General features: G+C 35.5%; 20 protein-coding genes. 3 read left to right on the top strand and 17 right to left on the bottom strand.

Annotated elements, in window-relative coordinates:
- Nucleotides 1-114: 114 nt before the first annotated feature.
- From ACPWSR_RS10745 to ACPWSR_RS10725, 5 genes are all read right to left on the bottom strand, one after another.
- The gene (locus tag ACPWSR_RS10745; protein ID WP_426348232.1) at nucleotides 115-612 is read right to left on the bottom strand and encodes a deoxycytidylate deaminase; all 498 of its coding nucleotides are present in this window, start codon (nucleotides 610-612) and stop codon (nucleotides 115-117) included.
- Nucleotides 613-731: 119 nt separating this feature from the next.
- Nucleotides 732-2717 carry a fructose-1,6-bisphosphatase gene (locus ACPWSR_RS10740; protein ID WP_426348231.1) on the bottom strand — a complete coding sequence of 662 codons (1986 nt, stop codon included), beginning with the start codon at nucleotides 2715-2717 and terminating at the stop codon, nucleotides 732-734.
- A 148-nt stretch (nucleotides 2718-2865) separates the two neighbouring features.
- Nucleotides 2866-3255 (bottom strand): GtrA family protein, encoded by a 390-nt coding sequence (locus ACPWSR_RS10735; protein WP_426348230.1) that lies wholly within the window; start codon nucleotides 3253-3255, stop codon nucleotides 2866-2868.
- A complete protein-coding gene (locus ACPWSR_RS10730; RefSeq protein WP_426348229.1) occupies nucleotides 3236-4180 on the bottom strand; it encodes a glycosyltransferase family 2 protein in 945 nt (314 codons plus the stop codon). Before ACPWSR_RS10730 ends, ACPWSR_RS10735 begins: the two co-directional genes overlap by 20 nt.
- A gap of 3 nt (nucleotides 4181-4183) precedes the next feature.
- Nucleotides 4184-5842: a DUF6020 family protein gene (locus ACPWSR_RS10725; RefSeq protein ID WP_426348228.1), complete on the bottom strand. Its 1659-nt coding sequence runs from the start codon at nucleotides 5840-5842 to the stop codon at nucleotides 4184-4186.
- 350 nt (nucleotides 5843-6192) lie between these two features.
- Here ACPWSR_RS10725 and ACPWSR_RS10720 point away from each other — a divergent pair, with 350 nt between their 5' ends.
- Nucleotides 6193-6471 (top strand): DUF1294 domain-containing protein, encoded by a 279-nt coding sequence (locus ACPWSR_RS10720; RefSeq protein WP_426348227.1) that lies wholly within the window; start codon nucleotides 6193-6195, stop codon nucleotides 6469-6471.
- Between the two features lie 218 nt (nucleotides 6472-6689).
- Here ACPWSR_RS10720 and ACPWSR_RS10715 read toward each other — a convergent pair whose 3' ends face one another.
- The 5 genes from ACPWSR_RS10715 to ACPWSR_RS10695 form a co-directional block, all read right to left on the bottom strand.
- Complete coding sequence (locus ACPWSR_RS10715) at nucleotides 6690-8414, bottom strand: glycoside hydrolase family 2 protein (RefSeq protein WP_426348226.1); 1725 nt, start codon at nucleotides 8412-8414, stop codon at nucleotides 6690-6692.
- 14 nt (nucleotides 8415-8428) lie between these two features.
- The gene (locus ACPWSR_RS10710; RefSeq protein ID WP_426348225.1) at nucleotides 8429-10624 is read right to left on the bottom strand and encodes a glycoside hydrolase family 43 protein; all 2196 of its coding nucleotides are present in this window, start codon (nucleotides 10622-10624) and stop codon (nucleotides 8429-8431) included.
- Between the two features lie 13 nt (nucleotides 10625-10637).
- Nucleotides 10638-11483 carry a carbohydrate ABC transporter permease gene (locus ACPWSR_RS10705; RefSeq protein WP_426348224.1) on the bottom strand — a complete coding sequence of 282 codons (846 nt, stop codon included), beginning with the start codon at nucleotides 11481-11483 and terminating at the stop codon, nucleotides 10638-10640.
- A 3-nt stretch (nucleotides 11484-11486) separates the two neighbouring features.
- Nucleotides 11487-12377 (bottom strand): carbohydrate ABC transporter permease, encoded by an 891-nt coding sequence (locus tag ACPWSR_RS10700; RefSeq protein WP_426348223.1) that lies wholly within the window; start codon nucleotides 12375-12377, stop codon nucleotides 11487-11489.
- A gap of 77 nt (nucleotides 12378-12454) precedes the next feature.
- Entirely contained in the window at nucleotides 12455-13777 is a 1323-nt protein-coding gene (locus ACPWSR_RS10695; RefSeq protein ID WP_426348222.1) for an ABC transporter substrate-binding protein, read from the bottom strand.
- Nucleotides 13778-14086: 309 nt separating this feature from the next.
- Here ACPWSR_RS10695 and ACPWSR_RS10690 point away from each other — a divergent pair, with 309 nt between their 5' ends.
- Nucleotides 14087-14968, top strand: a complete 882-nt coding sequence (locus ACPWSR_RS10690) for an ArsR/SmtB family transcription factor (protein WP_426348221.1) — start codon at nucleotides 14087-14089, stop codon at nucleotides 14966-14968.
- 198 nt (nucleotides 14969-15166) lie between these two features.
- On the opposite strand, the gene ACPWSR_RS10685 is transcribed toward ACPWSR_RS10690, so the two are convergent.
- The 3 genes from ACPWSR_RS10685 to ACPWSR_RS10675 form a co-directional block, all read right to left on the bottom strand.
- A complete protein-coding gene (locus tag ACPWSR_RS10685; RefSeq protein WP_426351378.1) occupies nucleotides 15167-15961 on the bottom strand; it encodes a gluconate 5-dehydrogenase in 795 nt (264 codons plus the stop codon).
- A gap of 134 nt (nucleotides 15962-16095) precedes the next feature.
- Nucleotides 16096-17499: an MFS transporter gene (locus ACPWSR_RS10680; protein WP_426348220.1), complete on the bottom strand. Its 1404-nt coding sequence runs from the start codon at nucleotides 17497-17499 to the stop codon at nucleotides 16096-16098.
- A gap of 379 nt (nucleotides 17500-17878) precedes the next feature.
- Nucleotides 17879-18271, bottom strand: a complete 393-nt coding sequence (locus ACPWSR_RS10675) for a hypothetical protein (protein ID WP_426348219.1) — start codon at nucleotides 18269-18271, stop codon at nucleotides 17879-17881.
- A gap of 215 nt (nucleotides 18272-18486) precedes the next feature.
- Here ACPWSR_RS10675 and ACPWSR_RS10670 point away from each other — a divergent pair, with 215 nt between their 5' ends.
- Complete coding sequence (locus tag ACPWSR_RS10670; RefSeq protein WP_426348218.1) at nucleotides 18487-19860, top strand: alpha-L-fucosidase; 1374 nt, start codon at nucleotides 18487-18489, stop codon at nucleotides 19858-19860.
- A gap of 62 nt (nucleotides 19861-19922) precedes the next feature.
- Here the strand turns inward: ACPWSR_RS10670 and lysS are convergent, their stop codons facing one another.
- From lysS to ACPWSR_RS10650, 4 genes are all read right to left on the bottom strand, one after another.
- On the bottom strand, nucleotides 19923-21431 hold the full coding sequence (gene lysS / locus ACPWSR_RS10665) for a lysine--tRNA ligase (protein WP_426348217.1): 1509 nt from the start codon (nucleotides 21429-21431) through the stop codon (nucleotides 19923-19925).
- Between the two features lie 13 nt (nucleotides 21432-21444).
- Nucleotides 21445-21927 (bottom strand): transcription elongation factor GreA, encoded by a 483-nt coding sequence (gene greA / locus ACPWSR_RS10660; protein WP_426348216.1) that lies wholly within the window; start codon nucleotides 21925-21927, stop codon nucleotides 21445-21447.
- 247 nt (nucleotides 21928-22174) lie between these two features.
- The gene (gene dusB / locus ACPWSR_RS10655) at nucleotides 22175-23140 is read right to left on the bottom strand and encodes a tRNA dihydrouridine synthase DusB (RefSeq protein ID WP_426348215.1); all 966 of its coding nucleotides are present in this window, start codon (nucleotides 23138-23140) and stop codon (nucleotides 22175-22177) included.
- A complete protein-coding gene (locus tag ACPWSR_RS10650) occupies nucleotides 23137-23925 on the bottom strand; it encodes a type III pantothenate kinase (protein ID WP_426348214.1) in 789 nt (262 codons plus the stop codon). Before ACPWSR_RS10650 ends, dusB begins: the two co-directional genes overlap by 4 nt.
- Nucleotides 23926-24106: the final 181 nt, after the last annotated feature.

The raw sequence follows: 24106 nt of genomic DNA, 5'->3' as shown, positions 1-24106 counted from the left end.
CAATATAATTTACTAGAAATAAGTAATAATTTACTCTAGAGTAACCAAAGGCTATTTTGAATCATACTAAAAATATTAAAGCCCTGCTTCATTAAAAATGAAGCAGGGAGTAGATTAAATATTTTTTTCTTCAAAGGATATCTCCAGATTAGATATATTGTGAACAAGCCTTCTCATGGTTATTCCTGCCGTTTCCAGCATCAACCTTGAAGCCTTAGTATTATCTGTATCGTGATACTTATCAGAAAGGTAAACCACTTCTTTAATACCTGATTGAATTATTGCTTTGGCACACTCATTACAGGGAAACAAGGCAGTGTATATTCTACAGCCTTCTAGATCTATACCAATATTATTCAGGATTGCATTGAGCTCTGCATGGCAAACAAAGGGATATTTAGTGCCTAAGAAATCGCCTTCACATTCCCAGGGAAAGGAATCATCGGAGCAGCCTACAGGAAGACCATTATAGCCAACCCCTACTATTTTGTTTCTCTGATTAACAATACAAGCACCCACCTGCGTTCTAGGGTCTTTGCTTCTCTGTGCTGATAATAGAGCTATCCCCATAAAATATTCATCCCAAGAAATATAGTCCTTTCTTCCACTCATAACTTTTGCCCCCTTTTATTACAAAGTAGTTTTATTTCACACTTAATATAATTCTTTACAATTACATTCTAATGTAAAACAAGCAGTATATTCAATGACAAAAACTTCCAATAATATTTTTAGTGTTTTTCTTTAATTATACCTGAGCGATAAGCAGATAAGAGCTCCATTAAATCCTTTATCTGATTCTTAAGTAAAGCTCCAACATCTGTATCCCCTACCCTCTTCCTCTCAACATTTTTTTCTAATACAATACGGGTAGATATTATATCTGTTTCTTCTTTAATAGCCGCTTCCATAGATTTAAATGGCTGATGAGAAACTAGCTGCAGTCCAAAGGAATTAAATATTAAGGTATAGCCAGCAAGGCCTGTCTTCTTTTGATATGGCTTAGAGAAGCCTCCGTCAATAACTAATAGTTTTCCCCCTGCCTTAATAGGACTTTCTCCCTTTTTTCTTTCTACAGGCATATGTCCATTTATTATATGGGCATCAGGAGAATCTATATTAAATTCCTTTAATACTCTTATACAGAACTCTTCGCTATCTCTATATTTGTAATAAGCATTTTTCTTTTCCTTATGAGCTTCCTTATCCTCTACAAAGTACCTTTCAAAGGTAGTCATTTTATTTTTTCCAAAAAGAGGAGAATGCTTTCCTGTCCAAAGATACCATAAAATATCCTGTCCATAGCGTTTTCTTTCCTTGTTTTTTGTAAAATATCCCTCTCTTCCTACCCTCTCCAGCTCATCTAAAAGAGCCTTGCCTCTTAGCTCTTTATCATATACCCTTAAGGCTGAAAAGCTTCCATCCTCTTCTATTGGTATACATGCATGGAATAAAAGATTAGAATTAAAAGCTAAATACATGCTTCCGCGAGAGAATAAGAAGTCACAGTGGCTTCTAAGCTTCTCACTATTAATGAAGGAATACTGTAGCTTTTCTATCACATCATACTCCTCCTGGGTAAGGGCGTAAGGATTTTTCATATCAATAGTAGGGAAATTTTTATCCTTTAAAGGATATACCTTTCCTTCCACAGTGATACTTCCTTCTTCAAGGTTCATATCATTTAAGAGAAGCCTGTGATTCATATTAAACTCAGGACGTCTTTTTATGACCTCTCCTTCCAGCTTAAATTGGATAATAGATATAGCCTTATGCATCCTTGCTATAAACTTTTCTTCCTTATTGCTATAACAATCCTTTATATCAGGAATTGGCTTAAAGCATTCGCAAGGATCATCCCCATAGGTTTCCATGGAAAACGTTGCCAAAGGAAGCAAATTTATGCCATAGCCATCCTCTAAGGTATCCATGTTTCCATATCTTAAGCATATTCTAATGGCATTAGCAATACATACCTTGGATCCTGCTGCTGCTCCCATCCAAAGAATGTCATGATTTCCCCACTGAATATCCAAAGAATGATGGGTCATGAGCTTATCCATTATAATATGAGCTCCTGGCCCTCTATCGTATATATCCCCTATGATATGAAGCCTATCTACTACAAGCCTCTGAATCAAATTAGATAGAGCTATGATAAACTCCCTTGCCTGATTGATAGAGATTATACAGTTGATAATTTCATCATAGTAGTCCTGCTTATTGTATACGGCCCTGCTTTCATGTAGCAGCTCTTCTAATATATAGCTGAATTCCTTAGGAAGAGCCTTCCTAACCTTGGACCTGGTATATTTTGTGGAGCAATATCTACATATTTCTATGAGCCTATATAAAGTAATCTTGTACCAATCTTCTATATTAGCTTCATTTCTTTCGATTATGTCAAGCTTCTGCTCAGGATAATATATTAAAGTAGCAAGAGCTTTTATTTCTTCCTGGCTTAATATATTGCTGAACCTGTCCTCAATTTTCCTTTTCACTACTCCTGAAGCATTTTTCATAACATGAACAAAGGCTTCATACTCCCCATGGATATCTGTTAAAAAATGTTCTGTCCCCTTAGGTAGATTAAGTATTGCCTGCAAATTAATTATTTCAGTGCTTGCATCACTGATTGTAGGATATCTCTCAGCCAATAGCTTAAGATATTTAAGATTCCTCATAATCTCCTCTTCCATTATCTCGTTACTATCCACGATATTTTCCCCCTGTTTATTACTCATTAATATACTATATAGTATACTATATATTTTAAATTTATAGGCAATATTGTATCAAAATTTGCTAAATTAAGCGAAATTAGCTCAATAATGAATAAAAGGTACATTCCAAAAGAGTATGTACCTAGCCAGTATTTCCTTCAATAAATATTTTTCTAGTAATAAAATTATATACCATGACAATAAAGGCTGCTATAATCTTGGCCCATAGATAATTTATATTTATCCCTTCTACGGTTAAATATAAGATCATCTGATTTAGAATAAGTCCCATAAGGCTAAGAGCTAAAAAAATCAACGCTCCACTAAAGCCTTTCTCTTTTCCACCTCTAAATACCCAATTGAGGCTCAGAATATAATTAAAAGCTAGAGCGCCTATAAAAGCTATTGCTGCTGATATCAAATAATGTATTCCTATAATCTCCGTAAAGAGATACAGAAGAAAAAGGTCTATAAGAAAGGCCGTACCTCCCACAAGTAAAAATCTAAATATTTCACTCAGGAGTCTTTTCATTTTTCATCCTGAGTAGATTCAAATATAATTCATAAATCTGCTTATGCTTTTTGCTTATTACTTGAAGAATTATACCAGCTATCCAGAGCAAAATAGATATAGTCAAAAATACTCCTGACGCCACAAGGCTAGGAAACCTAGGAACTAAACCTATCGTAAGATATTCAATCACTACCGGAGCTCCTAGTAATAGAGAAATAGCAAGAATAAAAATACTTGAGATATTAAAGAATACTGAAGGTCTATACTCTTTAAAGAGTACCGCTATGGTTTTAATTACCTTATAACCGTCACTCATGGTATTCAGCTTTGATACGCTGCCTTCAGGTCTATCTCTATAATCTATAGGAATTTCTATTATTCTGAAATTTTTATCCACCGCATGGATTGTCATTTCCGTCTCAATCTCAAAGCCTCTAGACAAAACAGGAAAACCTTTGGCAAACTCGTAGCTGAAGGCTCTATAGCCGGTCATTATATCCTTTATATCATTATGAAAAAGCTTATTTATAAGTAATCTAACCAGTCTATTTCCTGTATTGTGAAAAGGCCTTTTATTCTCTGTAAAATAAGTTGAGGATAATCTATCTCCTATGACCATGTCTGCTTGCTTTGTAAGAATTAGCTCACACATTTCTTTTCCATACTCTGCAGGGTAGGTATCATCTCCATCAATCATCAAGTAACATTCTGCATCAATCTGTCTCAACATGCTTCTGATAACATTTCCCTTACCCTGCCTATATTCATGACAAACTACTGCACCAGCTTTTTCTGCAAGCTCTACAGAATTATCTCTGGAATTATTATCATAGACATAAATAACTGACTCAGGAAGTACTCTCTTAAAATCCTGAACTACCTTTTCAATGGTTTTGCATTCATTATAGCAGGGAATTAATACAGCAATTTTATTATTCTTCATTGGTTACCCCTCCATCTTGGCAGAATATAAAAATAAACTTATCATTAAAGGCATTGAAAAAATATAAGGTAGAGAATATCTAAAATACGCGTTCACCGGGGAGGCTATACAAATTAGTATCAAAACTAAAGCAGGAGATAAAAAAATAAGCTCACTAAGCTTCCTCCTGTATATCAGATAACCAGCGCCAGTAAATATAAGCCATACATTAAAAGCAATATTCACCATTAGTCCTATCACTGGAATATACGGGAAGGCTACTGCAAATAAGCTCAAGCTCTTTCTTAATCCGAAAAGATTATTATAATGATAGTCAAAGCCGTCGTGAGCTAACCTATCATCAAATCTATAATATACATACCAGTTGGTCTTACCGGGGTAAAAATACCCATAGGTATTATTCATAGTAGCCTCTATATATACCCCAGGATGCTTTATTAATCCACGAGCCCAGACCTTAAAGTAATTAATTAACTCCTCCTTCTGAGCATACTTATTAAACTCTCCCTTTACAGGATCTGATATTTCCGGCTTATATCTCTCACCCAAGGTTTCTATATTTAAAAGCTTATCTATAGCTCTTATCTCCTGTTCTGTAAGTTCATCCTCATACTTTAAAACATACCGTGCAGTCTGCTGAAAAGGAATGGATAGAGCTTCTCTTATGCTTCCAGGAGTAATCCTTAAGGCTGGTAATAGTAGCTTTGAATAGCCACCATATATTAAAAGAGTCGATAAAAAAATAATTCCAAGCTGTCTCCTATAAGCTTTTGATTTATATATAGCAAAGGGAAGGGTCAGAAGAATTACATGAATACCATTATTCCTAAATAAGGTTATCAATATTATTAAGAGCATGTAAAATCCTATCCTTCTATGGGTCATGACCTCTCCTTCTTTAGCTTTTACCACAGTGAATAAAAATATTATATATAAAATAATAAGAGCTCCAAAGATGACATCCTTCACTGCAGACATAGCATATAAAGGGAAGACTGGTACAAGGGAATAAGCTAATAAAAAAGCTATCCTTAGCTTTATAGGTAGCTTTAGCTCTCTCATATAATATATGGTGTAAGCAAAAACAGCGGACAATGTTCCTACCTGTAAAATACTATAGATGAATAAGCCAAGATTTATAGAACCCAGTAAATAACCTACCTTAGCCATCCCCCCTAGAATAAATGTATGAAGCACTGGATGGTGATTAGTTATCACCACTCCTTCATCCAGCAAAACTACGTATTCAGAATAATAATTTGGTATTCCAAAAAACTGCCTTATCTGATTACTGGGATCTGGGGATAGTATGGAAGGATAAAAGGCTATTATGTAGGGAAGCCAGCATAGAAGAATTATAATAAGACTTAATATAAAGGAATGATTGTTGAAGACAATCAAAAATTTATTACTTTCATATGGCTTATCTACTTTAATTCCTTTGTCTATATATTTGTAGAGCTTTTTTAGGGTAAAACGAAATACCAAGAAAAAGCTAATAAAAATTAATCCAGAAGCAGCAAGCCTTACTGGTGTACCCAAGACTAAATCCCAGCTGTTTGTTCTGCGAAAAGACTCTCCCATAACCATAAAAAAAGAAAAGAATAAACTGAGGATGGCTATGAATAAAGGTTCTTTTTTCTTTCTATGTATTTCTCCCACCTCCTTAGTATAATTACCTCAGCATTATTCTATCCTCTACAGTGTGCTAGATTAAGAAATTTCTAGGTTCTCTTATGTATCAATGCATATCTACATAATAATATATGCAAATTAAGATATTGTAACTTATTTCTTTCAATATCTTTAGAAAGTATTAACTTTCCCTTATATGCTAGGATACTCACAAAGAATTACTTATATACTGATATGAAGCTGTGCACTGTATATAGGAAGGTATCTTTATAGAATCCTTTCACAAATATAAGTTATAAAGTAAGATATCTTTCTATTGCCACAGCCATGAGGGGGTAGTATCATAAGCATATGAATAAGTAGGGGGGTACTGCATTATGGGGCATACTATATTAATTATATATATTGCAATAATCAATCTTTATGGCATTCTTATAATGTATCTAGATAAAAAAAGGTCAATAAAAGGTCAGTGGAGGATTCCAGAATCAAGATTTTTTATAACTGCTCTTCTTTTAGGTTCATTAGGTATCTTATTAGGTATGAAGCTATTTCGTCATAAAACAAAGCATTGGTATTTTAAGTATGGAATACCAGCTATAATGGTAGTACAGATAACACTTTATTTTTTCTTAAAAAACAACAATTGGCTATAAAAAGTCCCCAGTATAACAACACTTCTGTTATACTGGGGATTTATATAAATTTCTCATATTAAAATTTGTGCTTTTTCTTTTAGATAACCTATACCAAAAGGACCATCAAAGAGCTTGTCTAGGGTAGATTGTAGCTTAATCTCACTGGACCAGCCAAATATTGTGATAGTCATTAGGATATTTTTTATTCTCTTAAAAAAGAGCAAGTTTTATCACAATCAATTCCTATCTCCAAAAATAATATTTCGTATTTTTTCAAAACCTACCTTAGGTTTGCGCTGATATGTAAGAAGACCGTTTATCTCCTGTTCCACATCAGTCAACTGTGTATAGCAGAATCCTTGTACAATCTCAGAAGTAAGCAATGGTGAAATAACATCACTTAACCTCTGTAAAAAATCTTCCTCATCCACCGCATTGGAATAACCCCAACCGTCATTTCCATCCTTATGATAAGAAATACCACCAAACTCACTAATGATAATAGGCTTATTACGAACTGCTTTTCCAGACACATAGAGGGGCCTGCCTGCTGGTTGTTCCTGTAATATCTTCTCTTCAGTTGTATAGCGCTTTGTAAGCACACCTCGTCTTGCCTCATAATCGTGAATAGTTAATAAATCACCTTCTACATGCTCCCATCCATCATTATCACTTACTGGTCGTGTCGTATCAAGTGCTTTAGTCATTGCGTACATTGCTTTACAGAAATTCTGTTCTTTTTCATTCTGCATTATTTCCAGTACTCCCCAAGATTCATTTAACGGGGCCCACACCACAATACATGGATGATTATAATCTCTAAGGACCGCATCCTGCCATTCCTGCATCATGCTAGTAGCAAGGCGCCTGGAATAGGCATAGCCTGCTCCGATTTCTCCCCATACGAGCAAACCAAGACGATCTGCATGATATAAGAATCTTGGGTCTTCTACCTTCTGATGCTTGCGTACACCATTAAAACCCATTTCCTTAACCATTTTTATATCTTCCACAAAAGACTCATCAGATGGTGCTGTCAATATGCCATCTGGCCAATATCCCTGATCAAGAATCAGCTTTTGAAAGTATGGGCGGTTATTTAATAAAAATTTCCCATTCTCTATGGATATCTTCCTCATTCCAAAATAGGACTTAACTTGATCTACTTCTCTCTCCTTTTCTTTCAGCCGGAATGTAACATCAAATAACCGTGGATTTTCCGGTGTCCAAGCAAGATCTTCAGTGATGTTCCAGCAGCCCAAGACTGCTTCATCTATATTTAAGGTAAAATTACCATTTTTGTTCTGAGGATAGAGAAGCATCTTTGAGACAAGGGAATCATTATAGGCAATTACTGCTTCTAGGGTACATTCTCCACAGTGATTTAATTCATATTCAAACTTAACTGCCTTTTCATCAAAGAGAGGTGTAATAAACACCTGCTTAATATATATGTCTGAAACAGGCTCCAGCCATACACTCTGCCATATACCTGTGGATGGTGTATAGAATATGCTCTCTGACTTCTCCTTCCAAAATTGCTTCCCTCTTGGTATATCGAGATCTTTATGAAAATCTTTGACTAGGACCTTCAGTTCGTTCTGTCCCTCAAGTAAAAGTTCCGTAATATTCACTGAAAACCCGGTTTGTCCTCCCACATGCTTTTCAGCAAGATGCTGATTCACCAGCACCTTACACTCATAGTCAACTGCTCCAAAGTGTAAAATAATCTGCTTATTCTTCCAGCTATCGGGTATTGAAAAGAAACGCCTGTAGCAGATATTTTCATGAAACTCCTTTTCTTCAATTCCAGACAATCGGGACTCATATACAAACGGTACATTGATTTTTCGATCATAGTCCTCTTTATCAAAAGAAAAATCCCAAGTACCATTCAGAGTCATCCACTCTTCCCTTTGAAACTGAGGGCGTGGATATTCTTCTCTAAAGTTATAGCTCATATGGTTTCTCCTAACTATTTATTATTGTATTCTGCGGAAAGTATCACATTTAGTTTATCCAGTGTTACTGATCCATTCTTTGCCCATATTCCCATACGTCCATGCAGTAGTGGCCTCAAATCCTTAACTTCAATTCTAGGATTTTCCTCATGATTTATAAAAACACGAATCCATGTATCTTTCATCTCTATGGATACCTTACAGGAGCTTTCCATATCCAATTCATAAGGACATGTGGCAAGTATATTTTCATCATATTGATGTCTAGCAACCTCAATTTCTTTTCCAGTAAAAGCAATGGAATAGCCAAAAAAGAAATGTACTCCTAATACAGAATCCTCTCCCTCTCCTCCTTCGGAAGGTTCTGTTACTTTTATTAGCAACCCCGCTTTACCACATTCATCATTCACATAAGCCTTAAGATTAGCTATTATTTTGAAATCTCCACTTAAGGGATCTCCAATGAGTTTTTTCCCATAATGCTCTACTGTAATTGGTAAGGCAAGATTTTCATTCTGTTGCTCTTCAGATATTTCGGTGAAATAAATATTTTTTACTGCTAACTCACCGTATTCCCCAATAATTTCAAGACTATGAATACCTTCATGCAAATATAAAACATTTATACATATGTCCTTTTTTTCAATGGAATTATCCATTCTTAGACCATCTAGGATAATACTAGCCCTCCCTGATTTTTCAGAGGCATCGCTTATGATGTAAATTTTATACTCAGCATCCTTATCCACCCAAAGCTGATATTTTGAATTATCACCTTCGCGTAATAACACGTCTCCATGGAAGGTTTTCTGATGTATCCCTTCACCAAATACCGGATAATGGAGACAATCTTTCACAATTTGATTTTGCATCTCTTCTGTACCGGAAACTGCTTCTGTTATTGCAGTATAACCGCATGCAACACTTCCTGCTTCTGAAAAATATCCAATTCTGACTTTTTCAAAATAAATTTCTTCATGTATAAGTTGTTTTCTATTATCTACAAAGATAATCAATCCAGATTTACTATATTCAATACGTACACAATGCAAGCTATGAAAGTCATAATTTTCTGGCAGCCTAGAGTATGCCAACAACATTTCCTGATCTTTTTTATTATTCCATAACTGTAAGGTATGATTGTTCTTATTAAATTGGATTTTATAAATACTATCCTCTAATTTTCCAACAACGATTCCAAAACTTCCATTCTGGCAGTTCTGTTTTAACTTGATATTGAATTCTACAGTAAAATCATCTGAAAAAATTTGTTCTGACAGCACCAAAAAACTATTATTTACTGAAACATATAAATCATTTTCATGATTCCATGAACCAGTCACAAACTTCCATGTTAAGGTTTCATTATCCTCTGCTGGATAAGAATATGTGGGCATAGCTGGTGCAATTTGCTCTATTCTTGTAGGTCCAATAATCTGTGTTACTTTTCCATACCATAACTGTCTATCAATATTAAGGTCTCTTGTCCTATCCCCATTCATATTATGATAAACAATATAATGTGAAACTAAATCTGGTCCTAGAACAGTACTACTGTGACCAAGACCTATCCCATCTCCATTGGTGTGTATTATAATAGGATTGTTCTTTTCATCTACATAATCCCTCAGCGGATGTTTACTCCACGCAGCATTAATTCGATAGCCATCGCTCAAATAATGATTGCCGGTATAAGTCATATAATAAATACCATTTTGTTTACATATAAAAGGACCTTCTGTCCAACCTTCCATGTATGCACCTGTTAATACAGGCTCTCCAAACTCTGTTGGAGACTTCATCTCACATCCCCATATCCCTTCATCACCTGCCCAATAGAAATACCATTTCCCATCATCATCAATAAAAACCGAACCATCAATAGAATGTCCGATATTATCGCTGACTTTTCTAAAGGGACCTGTAGGAGCATCACTTTCTAGTATATAATGTCCGTAGCCCGAGGGAGAGGTGTATAGGTAAAACTTTCCATTTGAATATACTACTTCTGGTGCAAAGGGAACAAGCCCTTGGAATGTATCCTCAGTTATTGTCGGCCCTTCCAATACCCAGTCTATGAGATTATTAGAACTAAAACACCTTATATCTGGGTTAGTTGCATACAAATAATATCTTCCATTATACCTGAGCACAAAGGGATCAGCATAATCTCCTTTTCTTGCTATTGGATTTTTATATTTTTTTATCATCTATTTCCCTCCATCAGTCCTTTAATCCAGACATCGCAAATGAATTTGTAAAATATTTCTGGCAGAAAATAAATAAAATCAGCACTGGCAGAATCGCAATCAAAGAGCCTGCCATGATAAGTGGTATATCTGTTTGAGTTTCATGATAAGAATTCAACATAGCAATCACAACCTGTATTGTCCGCTTTCGGCTATCATTGATAAACACCATAGGTCCAAAATAATCATTCCAAGTTGCCATAAATATCATTATTACCTGTCCCACAATTGCTGGTTTACATAGTGGTAAAAAAATTCGGTAATATATTTTAAAATAGCCACAACCATCTATTTTTGCAGCTTCTAGAAGACTGGTAGGAAGCCCTGTCATGTATTGTCTTAAAAAGAAAATCATAGATACATTTCCCAATGCTCCAGGGATAATTAATGGTAACAGTGTATTTAGCCAATTAATTTTTGCATAAATAATATATTGAGGAACTAATAGAACTACAAAAGGAATCATCATTGTTGACAGTATACATATAAATAATGCTTTTTTAAAAGGAAACTCCAATTTAGCAAATGCAAATGCCGCCATAGTAGAAGAAAAGGTTCCAAATACCACAACACAGACTGACACTAAGATAGTATTTTTTATACCATTCAATAATTCAGTTTTTGTCCATATATCCACAAAATTTCTCCAATCTATTGGGTCAGGTATCCATTGTGGTGGTATCTGATAAACGTTATTTGCCTCTTTTAGAGATGTAGATATCATCCATATAAACGGGAGAATCATAGCTGCTCCACCAATCAACATAATTAAAAATGCAATTATTCGAGCTGGCTTAGTTTTTGGTTTATTTTTTTCCATCCTCTATTCTCCTTCATATACCCATTTATTCGATAACTTAAACTGCAATAATGTTAATATAAATATCATTCCTCCGAATACAAGTGCTGTTGCAGAGGCATACCCCATCTGGCTATAGTTAAAGGCTTTCTGCCATATATAATATACTACTGTGGCAACCCCATAATTACGACCTCCATCACTCGTGAATAAATCCACTTCAATAAATGTCTGCAGTGATCCTATCATATTAACTGTAAACAGATAAAAAATTATAGGTGTAAGCAGTGGTAAGGTTATTCTAAAAAACTGCTGCACCCCATTTGCACCATCAATCCTCGCTGCTTCATAATAAGACTCAGGGATATTGTTAAGACTAGAGAGAAAATAAATAGCTGTGATACCAATCATCTTCCATGCAATCATAATAACAATCATTCTCTTAGTCCAAACAGGATCTCCCATCCAATTTGGTCCTTCAATTCCAAATAGCTCTAAGGCTTGATTTATAAGACCAAATTCAGCATTAAATAGCCACTTCCAAAGGAGTACCAATGCCACAATAGAGGAAATATATGGCAAATAATATATTACTCGAAACACCTTATTACCTTTAATATTCTTATGACATGCCTGTGCAAAGAGCAAACCAAATGTCATATAAACGGGAATAGGAAGCATCATATAAAAAGTATTTTTCACCGCGATCCAAAACTTATCATCATTGAATAGTTTTACAAAATTGTCAATGCCCACAAAAGTTCTTTTGGGAAACAATACATTCCAATCAGTCATAGATGCTGCAATACATAAGGCAAGGGGCACACAAAATAAACAGACAAAATTGATTACTGCCGGTGTCACAAATAATAATCCTGCGATTCTTTCCTTTCGCTTAAGGCTTTTTTTTAACATTCAATCACCACTCCCGTATTAAGCATTTACCACATAGATTAGCTGGATAATTATCCAGCTAATCTATGTGCTTCTTACTATTTAAGTGCCTTATGCTGTTCCAAACTCTCATTCAACAGATTCTGTACTTTCTCTGCCACTGAATCGCAATATTCCTGTGCTGATATCTCTCCATCATATACGGAATTAATTCCAGAGTTAAATTCGTTCCACCATTCTTGGTTAAATGTCTTTGACTGGGTAGCAAGTCTACCATATTGTTCTAAAACATTTAAAAATGCCTTTTTATTTTCCGGAGACTTATCCATATCCATATACTCTCCATAAGCCATATCCTTCAATGTAGGAACAGACATGCCTGTAGTATAGCTAGTACGCTGCGCTTCTTCATTAAATGCTAAGAATGCAGCTAGATTGCAAGCAGCTTCTAAATTTTCACTTTTTGGTGAAACAGCAAGTCCAGCACTTCCAAACCATACAGCCTTTTCTCCAGTATTTGGACTTACTGGCCAGTCCATCAAATCCCACTCAAAGTCAGTATTATTCCACAAATCCGCAGTTGCCCATGAACCTACCCCCATCATACCAAGCTTTCCCTGCATAAAACGGTCATAGCTACTTAAGGATTCTTCCTCTGCAGAAGACGGTGCCACATGATATTTACTACGCAAATCTGCTACAAACTGAAATGCCTCAACAAACTTTGGATCTGTAAAAGCAACCTCTGTAGTAGAGTCATCAAGCCAATCTGCCCCATTAGACCATACTGCAGACTCCATAGAATACATTGCAGTTCCGTATACGTCCCCATTGGTCAGCTTCTTTGCCGCTTCTAGATAATCGTTCCAATCCCAAGGATCTTCTTCTGTAGGAGGAATAACACCAGCTTCTTCAAATAAATCTTTATTATATACAATGGAGAAAGCGCTTACATCCTTAGGCAGCGCATAAATCTGTCCAGTACCTAGACCAGTTCCATCATACTTATAAATATTAACTGCATTTTCCCATATGTTATCAACATCAAAAATATCATTATTTTCTACATAATCTGTTAAATCATATAGGTTTCCTGTAGCTGCGTATTTCATAAGGTAATCGATTCCAAGATAAAAAACATCTGGCTGCTCATCCGCTGCAATCATGTTCTGCATCTTTGTATCATAGTCACTACTTGGTACTACAATATACTCAACGTTTACATTGGGATAAATATCCTCGAATTGGTCAATCATTGACTGAAATGTTGCAACTTCCGCATCATTTCCCCATCCCATAAATTTAAGATTAATTTTCCCATCAGAGGAATTTTTATCAACCTCCGCATTTGAACAACCCATAAGTCCTATTGCTAAAACCAAGGTGAGTAAAATACTGGAAACCATTCTCTTCATGAACATAAAATTATCTCCTTTTTTAATATTTAAAACAATATTATTGTTACTTTAATTTATATTTCCTTTCTCAATAACTTCCTTTCATATTATTTATAACAATAATCTTGTTTCTTTATACAAATATATTATCAGTATGTACATTTAATGTCAATATTTTCTGTAAACTTAAGTTTTTATCAGTTTTAAAACAATATTCCTGTTCTTTATCTTTTTGTAGATATTCCCATTTTTTTATGCTATAATGCATTTAAACATATTTATTGGAGGAATTATATGGCTAAGATACTTCAACTAAATGCAGATGATGAGGAAATGTTATGCTCTGTCTCCAAGGCACTTTCCTCTCCTGATAGAATCCGAATATTAAAATTGCTATATTATAATAGTTATAATATAGGCGAAATTGCAGAGAAGCTCAATATACCTGCTTCTACTGCAGCCTTACATATCCGGATTTTAGAAGGTGCAAATCTCATAAACACAGAACAACAGCCTGGTTTCCGTGGTTCTATGAAATTGTGCAGTAGAAAAAACGACTTAGTTACTATAAGGCTTAACGGCATGAGCACAGAGGTAGATGAAATTTCTACAGTTTCAATGCCAATCGGTGCCTACACAGATTGTCAGATCACTCCAACCTGTGGTCTTGTAGACTCTAATGGTCATATCGGCTATGAAGACCGGCCTTCGGACTTCTATCTACCAGAAAGGGTAAACGCACAACTTCTTTGGTCATCTTCTGGTTATGTAGAATACAGATTTCCCTATACCTTAGATCCATCGACAAACTTAAAGCAACTACTTCTTAGCTTTGAAATCTGCTCTGAAGCACCGAACTTCAGAGAAGGATGGAAGTCAGATATTTCAATCTGGATTAACGGCAAACTATGTGGAAGCTGGCGCTGTCCAGGAGACTTTGGAGCACGGAGAGGACGTCTTAACCCAAGCTGGTGGGAAAATGGTTGTACACAATATGGATTGCTAACCACTATTGCTGTTACAGAAAAGAATACCTTAATCAATAATAAAGAAAGTAGTACCCTTTCTTTATCAGACTTGTCAATCGGCACAAAGGACTTTATTACTGTACGCATTGGGAACATGGAAGATGCCAAATATATTGGTGGCTTTAACTTATTTGGTAAGAACTTCGGTGATTACGAACAGGATATTAATATGTCTTTTATTTATTAACTTAATCTTTTAAAAGTTCCTATGTATAAAACGGCTGATAGTATCATACTCAGATATTATCAGCCGCTTTATGATTAATTTTTAAATAAATTAAATACCTGTAAAGTAAAGCTTTCTTTACGTCTTTTCAAAACCTATATTAAAATCTCAATTCCTTTACTATAGTTACAAAAAATAGTTTAATAAAATCAAATCCTCTTATAGCTGCTTTCCTATATAAGCTAATATCCCACCATCTACATAAAGAATATGTCCATTTACAAAATTAGATGCATCGGAAGCTAGGAAAACAGCTGGTCCCATTAAGTCCTCTGGAGTTCCCCAGCGCGCCTGTGGAGTTTTAGAAATAATAAACTGATCAAAAGGATGTCTGCTTCCGTCTGGCTGAAGCTCTCGTAGTGGTGCGGTCTGTGGGGTTGCTATATAACCTGGCCCGATTCCATTGCACTGAATATTATATTCTCCATACTCAGAAGCGATATTTTTGGTGAGCATTTTAAGTCCACCCTTTGCAGCAGCATAAGCAGAGACTGTTTCCCTACCCAGCTCACTCATCATAGAACAGACATTGATAATCTTTCCATGGCCTTTTTCAATCATTCCAGGTAAAACAGCCTTGGAAACAATAAATGGTCCAGTAAGATCAATATCAATTACCTGACGAAATTCCTCTACCTTCATCTCTATCATGGGAATTCGTTTTATAATTCCTGCATTATTTACTAGAATATCAATGGTGCCAAGGTCCTTTTCTATCTCAACCACCATATTCTGCACCTGTGTTTCATCAGTTACATCACAAAAATATCCCTTAGCAGCTATTCCCTTTTCTTCATAGGCCTTCATAGCCTCCTCCATATGTTCCTTCCCTCTACAATTAAAAGCGATTTTTGCCCCAGCTTTTCCATAAGCCTCTGCAATGGCAAATCCTATGCCATATGCTCCTCCTGTTACTAAGGCAACCTTTCCCTGCAGCGAAAATAATCGATTCATATCCATTAAATTTATCCTCCTGATGTATACTTTTCCACACAAACAAAAAGCTATGATAACCTTCAAATATAGGATATCATAGCTTTTATGTTTTATTATATTATTTATATATACTCTTTATAATATAATTCCTATTAGCGCTTTTCCGCAAGAATTCTAGCATTGTTTTCTACTCTCTCTTTGTTAAGAGGATATATGTATTTTAGAGAAAGAGCAAGGAGTATGAAACCAATAGCTGGAGCAAGACAGGTAATATTATATATGCCCTTTACTACCTCTGGTTCAAAAGCCGTTGCCTGGGAATATCCGATTACAGTAAGAAGCATTCCCGCAACTCCTGAGGAAGCAGCCTGTCCTAGTTTTCTTGAGAAAGAGTAAACAGAATAAATAGTTCCATCGGATCTCTCTCCTGTCTGAACCTCTGTATCATCAATAACATCTGTAATCATAGCCCAAGTAATTAAACTGAAAACGGCTAATCCAACATATGCAAGAGCATAAATTACTAGGAATACCCATGCATTTGTAGTCTTTAAGAAGAAAGCAACTAAGAATACTCCCGCTCCCCAAATTGAACTAAAGATAGCAAGCTCTTTTCTGCCAAACCTTTGGGAGAGCTTAACGCTGAAAGCAGCACATATGAATGTAATAACCATTCCCACAACACCTGAAGCCGACTGCGCCGCAGTATTTTTAAAATAATTAGGGAATACATAGGTTGTCATAGTAGCTAAGGTTAATTGAGAAAGAAGCATACAGAAGGAGGATACCACTATACCAACCATAGCTCTATTCTTTATAAGACCGCTAATCAGCTCTTTTAAATTGAACTTTTCAGTCTTTTGCTCTACCTTAACCCTTTCTACTGTCAGGTGATAGCATATCATATAGCAGGCTACTGCTCCAATAGAGCATATTAATGCAGCAATGGACATTCTGCTTCCTGAAAGCACCATATTTCCAGCATCATCAGTATAGTATACAATTAAAGGTAATACAACACCTATGAAAGTACCGGCTAAAACAGATCCAATTGTTCTCCAGTTAGATAGCTGTGCTCTATCTGTAGGTTCTCCAGATATTGCAGAAGCCATGGAGCCATAAGGTATGTTTACCCCTGTATAACATATGCTTCCCCAAAGAATGTATGTAAAGAACATCCAGAAAATCTTAAAGCCCATGTTCATGTTCTGGAACCAGCTTGCATACATCAGGAAGGATGCAATAGCAACAGGTCCGCACATTCTTCGAAGCCAGGGAGCAAATTTACCTTTTCCTGTAGGTTTACTTCTGTCAACCAATTGTCCCATTGCCACATCTGTAAAAGCATCAACGATACGGGCAACCATCATCATAATACCTATTATTCCTACGGATACTCCCATAACATCAGAATAAAATTTCATTAACATCATACTGGATAATATAAAAGTAAAATCATTACCAAAGTCACCGAACATATAACCAAGCTTATCTAAAATACCAAAAGGTTTTTCAGTTTCAGCTCTTTTTGCCATATTAACATCTAGCATACTCATTACTAATCCCTCTTTTCCTATCCTTAAAACTAATAGTTAACCTTTTCAAAAATACCATAATCCTTGACTATGTGCCATTTTGATGCTGTGCATCTGTTTATAAGATATAAGCGCTCATATCTCTCTTCTGTTAAAATATTAACACTTTTCTAAAGCTTTGTATGAGTATATTTTTTAGAACTTTTAGTATTTTTTTTATTTTTCTTGTGTATACCTAAAAAATTTTTCTGATATATAAATAATTTATACTATTAATATTTAACATGCTGCTACAATTATTGGGTAATAACAAAAAAGACGTTTTCATTAGCTGAAAACGTCCTGATTATTTATCACTTAAACAAACTAAATTCTTGAAAAATTTAACCCTATTACTAATCTAATCCTTTTTAAACTTTACTGCTGTTCCATACATTTGTAAATAGAAATATGCAAATCCATTTGTGTCCATATCAATATCTTGGTGCATGCAAATTATTGCATCTGCTCCAACCATTTCTCCTCGTTTTTTTAATTCTTCTGTAGCAACAAAAAATGCTTTTTCAAAATCACTTTGTCCAACAGACCATTCTCCATATAAAAATCCCCAATCCGCTTTATCCTGTGACATAGCACCTTGTTTTTTCATCCCTTGGATTTGAGCTTGATATTTTTTCACCAAATTACTCAATGCACTACCAAACAAGCCCTTATTAGATACCTGAAAATATACTGGTCCAAGTATCTCGTAATCTTCTTTTAAATCTCCCGTTGTTACAATTACTTTACTCATTGTATTCCCCCCTATATTTCTAATCCATTGAGTTTATCATATCATATTTAATGGATATCATTGACAATAATAATCAATTTTGCTTTACTATTTATAACTTTTTATACAGATACTTTAATATCATATATACCTCAGCTGGATATCCTTACATCAATTATGTATGTAGAAGCTGATATTTTGGAGAGAATGCTTTCTTGAGAGAGGAGAAAATCAGTATGATGAAATTTATAAAAGAAGCTGCAAATGTAAGACCTTCTAAAAAGCAATTGGATTGGTTTGAAATGGAATACTATGCCTTTATTCATTTTGGGCCTAATACTTTTACCGACAAAGAATGGGGGGATGGTTCAGAGAATCCAGAGATATTTAATCCTACAAAGCTGGATTGTAACCAATGGGTAGAAGCTATTAAGCTAGCTGGCATGAAGGGAATGGTTTTAACCGCCAAGCATCATGATGGTTTTTGCCTATGGCCATCTAAATACACGGAGCATTCTGTAAAAAACAGTCCCTATAGAGGCGACATCGTAAAAGAAGCAGCGGATGCCTGCAGAAAAGGTGGAATTAAATTTGGATTTTATCTATCCCCATGGGATAGGAACTCAAAATATTATGGTACACCGGAGTACAATGATTATTTTTGCAATCAGTTAACAGAGCTTTTAACAGAATACGGGGATATTTTCTATGTATGGTTTGATAATGCCTGTGGTGAGGGACCAAATGGTAAGAAGCAGATATATGACTTTCCAAGATATTTTGATTTAATACATAAGCATCAGCCTAATGCAGTAATTTTTAATGATTTTGGACCAGATATTCGCTGGTGTGGAAATGAAGCTGGAAGTGCTCGTCATGCGGAATGGGCAGTAGTCCCTTCGGAATTATGTTATTATGGTGAGATACAAACGGGAGCAGGACCCATGGCTGATCAAGGAAGCTTATCCTGGATTTATAGCACTGAGAAGGAATTAGGGACTATGGCTAATATTTTGTACTCTAAAGGTCTGGTGTTTGCCCCCTCTGAAATTGATATTTCCATTCGTCCAGGCTGGTTCTGGCACGAAGAAGAGGAACCTCATTCCCTGGAACGATTATTTAAGACATATTTAGCTAGTGTAGGTTCAAATTCTAGTCTTAATTTAAACCTTCCACCAACGAGAGAAGGACTTATAGATAAAAGAGACATTCAGAGGCTTAAGGAACTAAAGGAATTATTGAATTCAGAATTCGGAAAAGAAATAGCTGTAACAATAGAAAAGGTACAAGGAGAACCGATAACACAGCCAATTTATAATATTGTCTTACAGGAACCAGTAAATTCAATAAAATATGTAGTTTTACAGGAAGATATTGCACAGGGACAAAGAGTAGAAAGCTTCCGCATCCTAATAGGAAGTCCAAGTGGACATCAGTATCCTATATATCAGGGAACTACTATAGGATACAAAAAAATCTGTCAGCTTCAAAATCCTTTTGCAGAACAAAATCCATTGCTAGATGATACAAGAACAACAATTTTAAAAATACAAATACAGATAACATCTGCAAGAGATGAGGTATTATTAAAAGAAATCAAGCTATACTAGACTTTCATATTATACTGCATTCAAGTAAAAGCCCCCGATCTTATGGATCGGGGGCAAATAATTTAATTATCAGTAGGTTTCATTGTTGGGAAGAGTATAACATCTCTTATAGATGCAGAATCTGTTAAGAACATTATGATTCTGTCTATACCAATTCCTAAGCCACCAGTAGGAGGCATACCTGTTTCTAGGGCACTCATGAACTCCTCGTCAATTACATAAGCTTCATCATCACCAAGCTCTCTTTCATTAGCCTGCTGATTGAATCTTTCTCTTTGAACTATAGGATCATTGAGCTCTGAGTAGGCATTACATACTTCTCTTCCGAAGACAAAGCCTTCGAATCTTTCAGTGAACTCAGGATTTCCTCTCTTCTTCTTAGTAAGAGGAGAAATCTCTACTGGATAGTCCATTATAAAGGTTGGCTGTATCATGTGCTCTTCAGCATATTCCTCGAAGAGTGCATTTAATACCTCACCTTTAGTTACATTCTTTAAATCCTTCTTAAATTGAAGATGCTTTTCCTTAGCTATAGCTTGAGCTTCTTCATTAGTAGCTATCTGTGAGAAATCTATGCCAGCATATTCCTTTACTGCATCAGCCATAGTTACCCTTCTCCATGGTGGAGCAAAATCTATCTCTGTTCCTTGATAGGTAACCTTTGTGGTGCCATTTACCTTTTCACAGGAATAGGCTATAAGATTTTCAGTAATCTCCATCATGTCATAGTAATCTGCATAAGCCTCATAAAGTTCAATCATAGTGAACTCAGGATTATGTCTAACATCAATACCTTCATTTCTGAAGTTCTTACCCATATCATATACTTTTTCAAAGCCTGCTACTATTAATCTCTTAAGATATAGCTCTGTGGCAATTCTGAGATACATATCTATATTTAGAGCATTATGGTGAGTTATAAATGGTCTTGCCGCTGCTCCTCCTGCTATAGGAGAAAGAATAGGAGTTTCAACCTCTAAATAGCCCTTATCATCCAAGAATTCTCTAATAGCCTTAATTATCCTGCTTCTCTTAAGGAAGGTTTCCTTAACCTCTGAATTAGTTATGATGTCTACTTCTCTCTGTCTGTACCTTAAATCAGGATCCTTTAGACCATGCCACTTTTCTGGTAATGGCTTAAGAGCTTTACATATGAGCTCATAGTCGAAAATCTTTACAGATATCTCTCCTGTTTTTGTTGTGAAAACTTCACCAGTTACAGCAATCCAGTCTCCTAAATCAAGAGTCTTAAAAGCCTTATGCTTTTCCTCACCTATATTGTTTATTTGAACAAATAGCTGCATCTTTCCTTCTCTATCATGGATATCAGCAAAGCCAGCCTTTCCCTGAACTCTTTTAGAAAGTAATCTTCCTGCAATAGTTACAGTACTGCCTTCAAGACGTGCATAATTCTCCTTAATCTCTTTTGAATTATGAGTTCTGTTAACCTTATACACATCAAAAGGGTCCTTTCCCTCTGCTTGAAGAGCGGCTAACTTTTCTCTTCTTAAAGCCTCTTGCTCGCTATACTGTTCTTCTAAATTAGCTATATTATTTTCTTCCTTTGCCACAGAAACTTCCTCCTTACTCTCTTCTGATTTCCAGAACTTCAAACTTATTTACTCCGCCTGGAACTGTTACCTCAATTACGTCTCCGACCTTTTTCCCCATAAGACCTCTGCCCACTGGGGATTCGTTTGATATTTTAAATTCCATTGGGTCTGCTTCAGCAGAACCAACTATTGTATAATCAACTTCTTCGTCGAATTCATAATCCTTAACCTTTACCTTAGAGCCAATAGAAACTACATCAGTAGATATATCATTTTCATCTACTACTTCAGCATTCTTAAGCATGTTTTCCAGCTGAATTATTCTTCCTTCTGTAAATGCCTGCTCATTTTTAGCTTCATCGTACTCTGAGTTTTCACTAAGGTCTCCATAACCTAAAGCAACCTTAATCTTTTCGGTTATTTCCTTCCTCTTTACAGTTTTTAGATGCTCAAGCTCTTCTTCCAGCTTTTTAACACCTTCATAAGTCATTATATACTTCTTTGCTTCACTCATTTTATTCTCCCCTTCAAACTTTAAACGGTTTAGATATATTAATTATATATGTCTAGTCCAATATTTTAACTATTATAATTCAGTAAAATATCTTTGTCAATTGATATTATAACCACACCATTGTATCATTTATATAAATTAAATCAATAGGTTTTAACAATAGATTTCATTATTGCCAAAATATTTTTAATTATACCCTATTTTATTCTATTATAATAGATAAAATAACAACTCTTTTGTACTATATTTATAAACTAATGCTATATTCCTTTAAAAGCTCTATTACCCTTTCAGCTTCGCTCTCTCTATTAATGAGCTCCTTCATTTGAACTGAATTAGGTATTCCCTTTAGATACCAGTTTATATGCTTTCTCATTTCTCTAACAGCCTTTCCTTTATCATAAAACTCCAAGGAAAGCTTATAATGCCTTATACAGAGTTCAATTCTTTCTTTGTAGGTAGGCTCACTATATTCTTCGCCATTAACCTTAGCCTGTATTTCTCTAAAAATCCACGGATTTCCCTGAGAGCCACGAGCCACCATTACTCCATCGCAGCCGGTACTATCAAATAGCAATGTGGCAGCTTTTGAAGAAAAAACATCACCATTACCAATGACAGGTATATTAACAGCAGTCTTGACCTTAGCTATTATATCCCAATCTGCCTCTCCTGTATACATCTGCTCTCTAGTCCTTCCATGGACTGTTACAGCATCGGCACCGGCAGCCTCCATGGCCTTAGCAAAGTCTACAGCATTGATATCTTGAGAGGTAAAACCCTTTCTAAACTTTACAGTTACAGGCTTATTACTCACCTTTTTTATTTCAGAGACAATCCTTGCAGCAAGCTCTGGTTCCTTCAGCAGGGCGGATCCCTCACCATTTTTTACAATCTTAGGCACAGGACATCCCATATTAATATCAACTATAGATATATCTTTTCTTGGATTAAAGTGCTTTTCCACCACCTCTGCCATTATTTCAGGCTCTCTCCCAAAGATTTGAACAGCTACTGGCGCCTCCTGCTCATCTATTATTAGAAGCTCTTCAGTATTTTTACTTCCATAAAATAGTGCCTTAGAACTTACCATCTCCGTAAATACATGGCCACAGCCCATACTCATGCACAAAATTCTAAAGGGTAAATCCGTAACACCTGCCATGGGGGCAAGAAATACATTGTTAGCAAAAGTAAGGTCACCTATTCTCATAGGCTCTGCTCCATGTTCTTTTCATAGATGAGCTTCAAGCCTTCTAGGGTTAAAAGGGGAGAAACCTCATCAATAACCTCTGTATTATTAAATATTAGATTTGCAAGCCCTCCTGTAGCAATTACATACGGCTCTTCCTCACCTAATTCAACCATTTCTTTTTTCATTTTATTTATTATATATTCTACCTGGCCTATATAACCATATATTATTCCTGCCTGCATGCTGGCTACAGTATTTTTGCATATGAGTGTTGGTGGTTTTTCCAGCTCAATTCTAGGTAGCTTTGCAGCTCTCTGAAATAAAGCATCAGAAGCAATCTTTATTCCAGGAACAATATTACCCCCTAGATAATTCCCCTTCTTTGTCACGGCACAGAAGGTTGTAGCAGTTCCAAAATCAATAATTATAAGAGATCTATTATACTTTTCATGAGCTGCAACTGCATTTACAATTCTATCAGCTCCCACCTCTCTAGGATTATCATACTTTATATTAATCCCAGTTTTAACTCCGGGCCCTACAATCAAAGGCTTTCTATGAAAGCACTTCTCTACCATATTTTCTAACGAATGCATTATGTTAGGCACAACGGAAGAAATAATTATTCCTGTCACTTCCTCAGGATTATGGTTATACTGGTAAAATAACTGCATAAGGCTTATTGAATATTCATCCGAGGTTTTATTTCCATCGGTAGATAATCTCCACCGGTTTAAAAATTCTCCCTGCTTATTAAGCCCTATAACTATATTTGTATTCCCTACATCTATAAGCAATAACATAAGCTAATCCTCCATTAAACACATTAAAAGCAGCCTTTTAGCTGCCCTTTTTAATCTACTCATAAAAGGTATAAATAAGCTAATCCTTATTTAAGGTTTCTAAACAGAGATTAGATCACTTACCTATATATGAAATTAACAACTTTATTTTAACAATTTATCCTAATATGTCAAGGTTCAA

It is taken from the genome of Alloiococcus sp. CFN-8 (assembly GCF_049943125.1).
Lineage (GTDB): Bacteria > Bacillota > Clostridia > Clostridiales > Clostridiaceae > JAEXZL01.
Note: the sequence above shows the minus strand (reverse complement) of the source record. Positions and strands in the feature narration are given on the sequence as shown.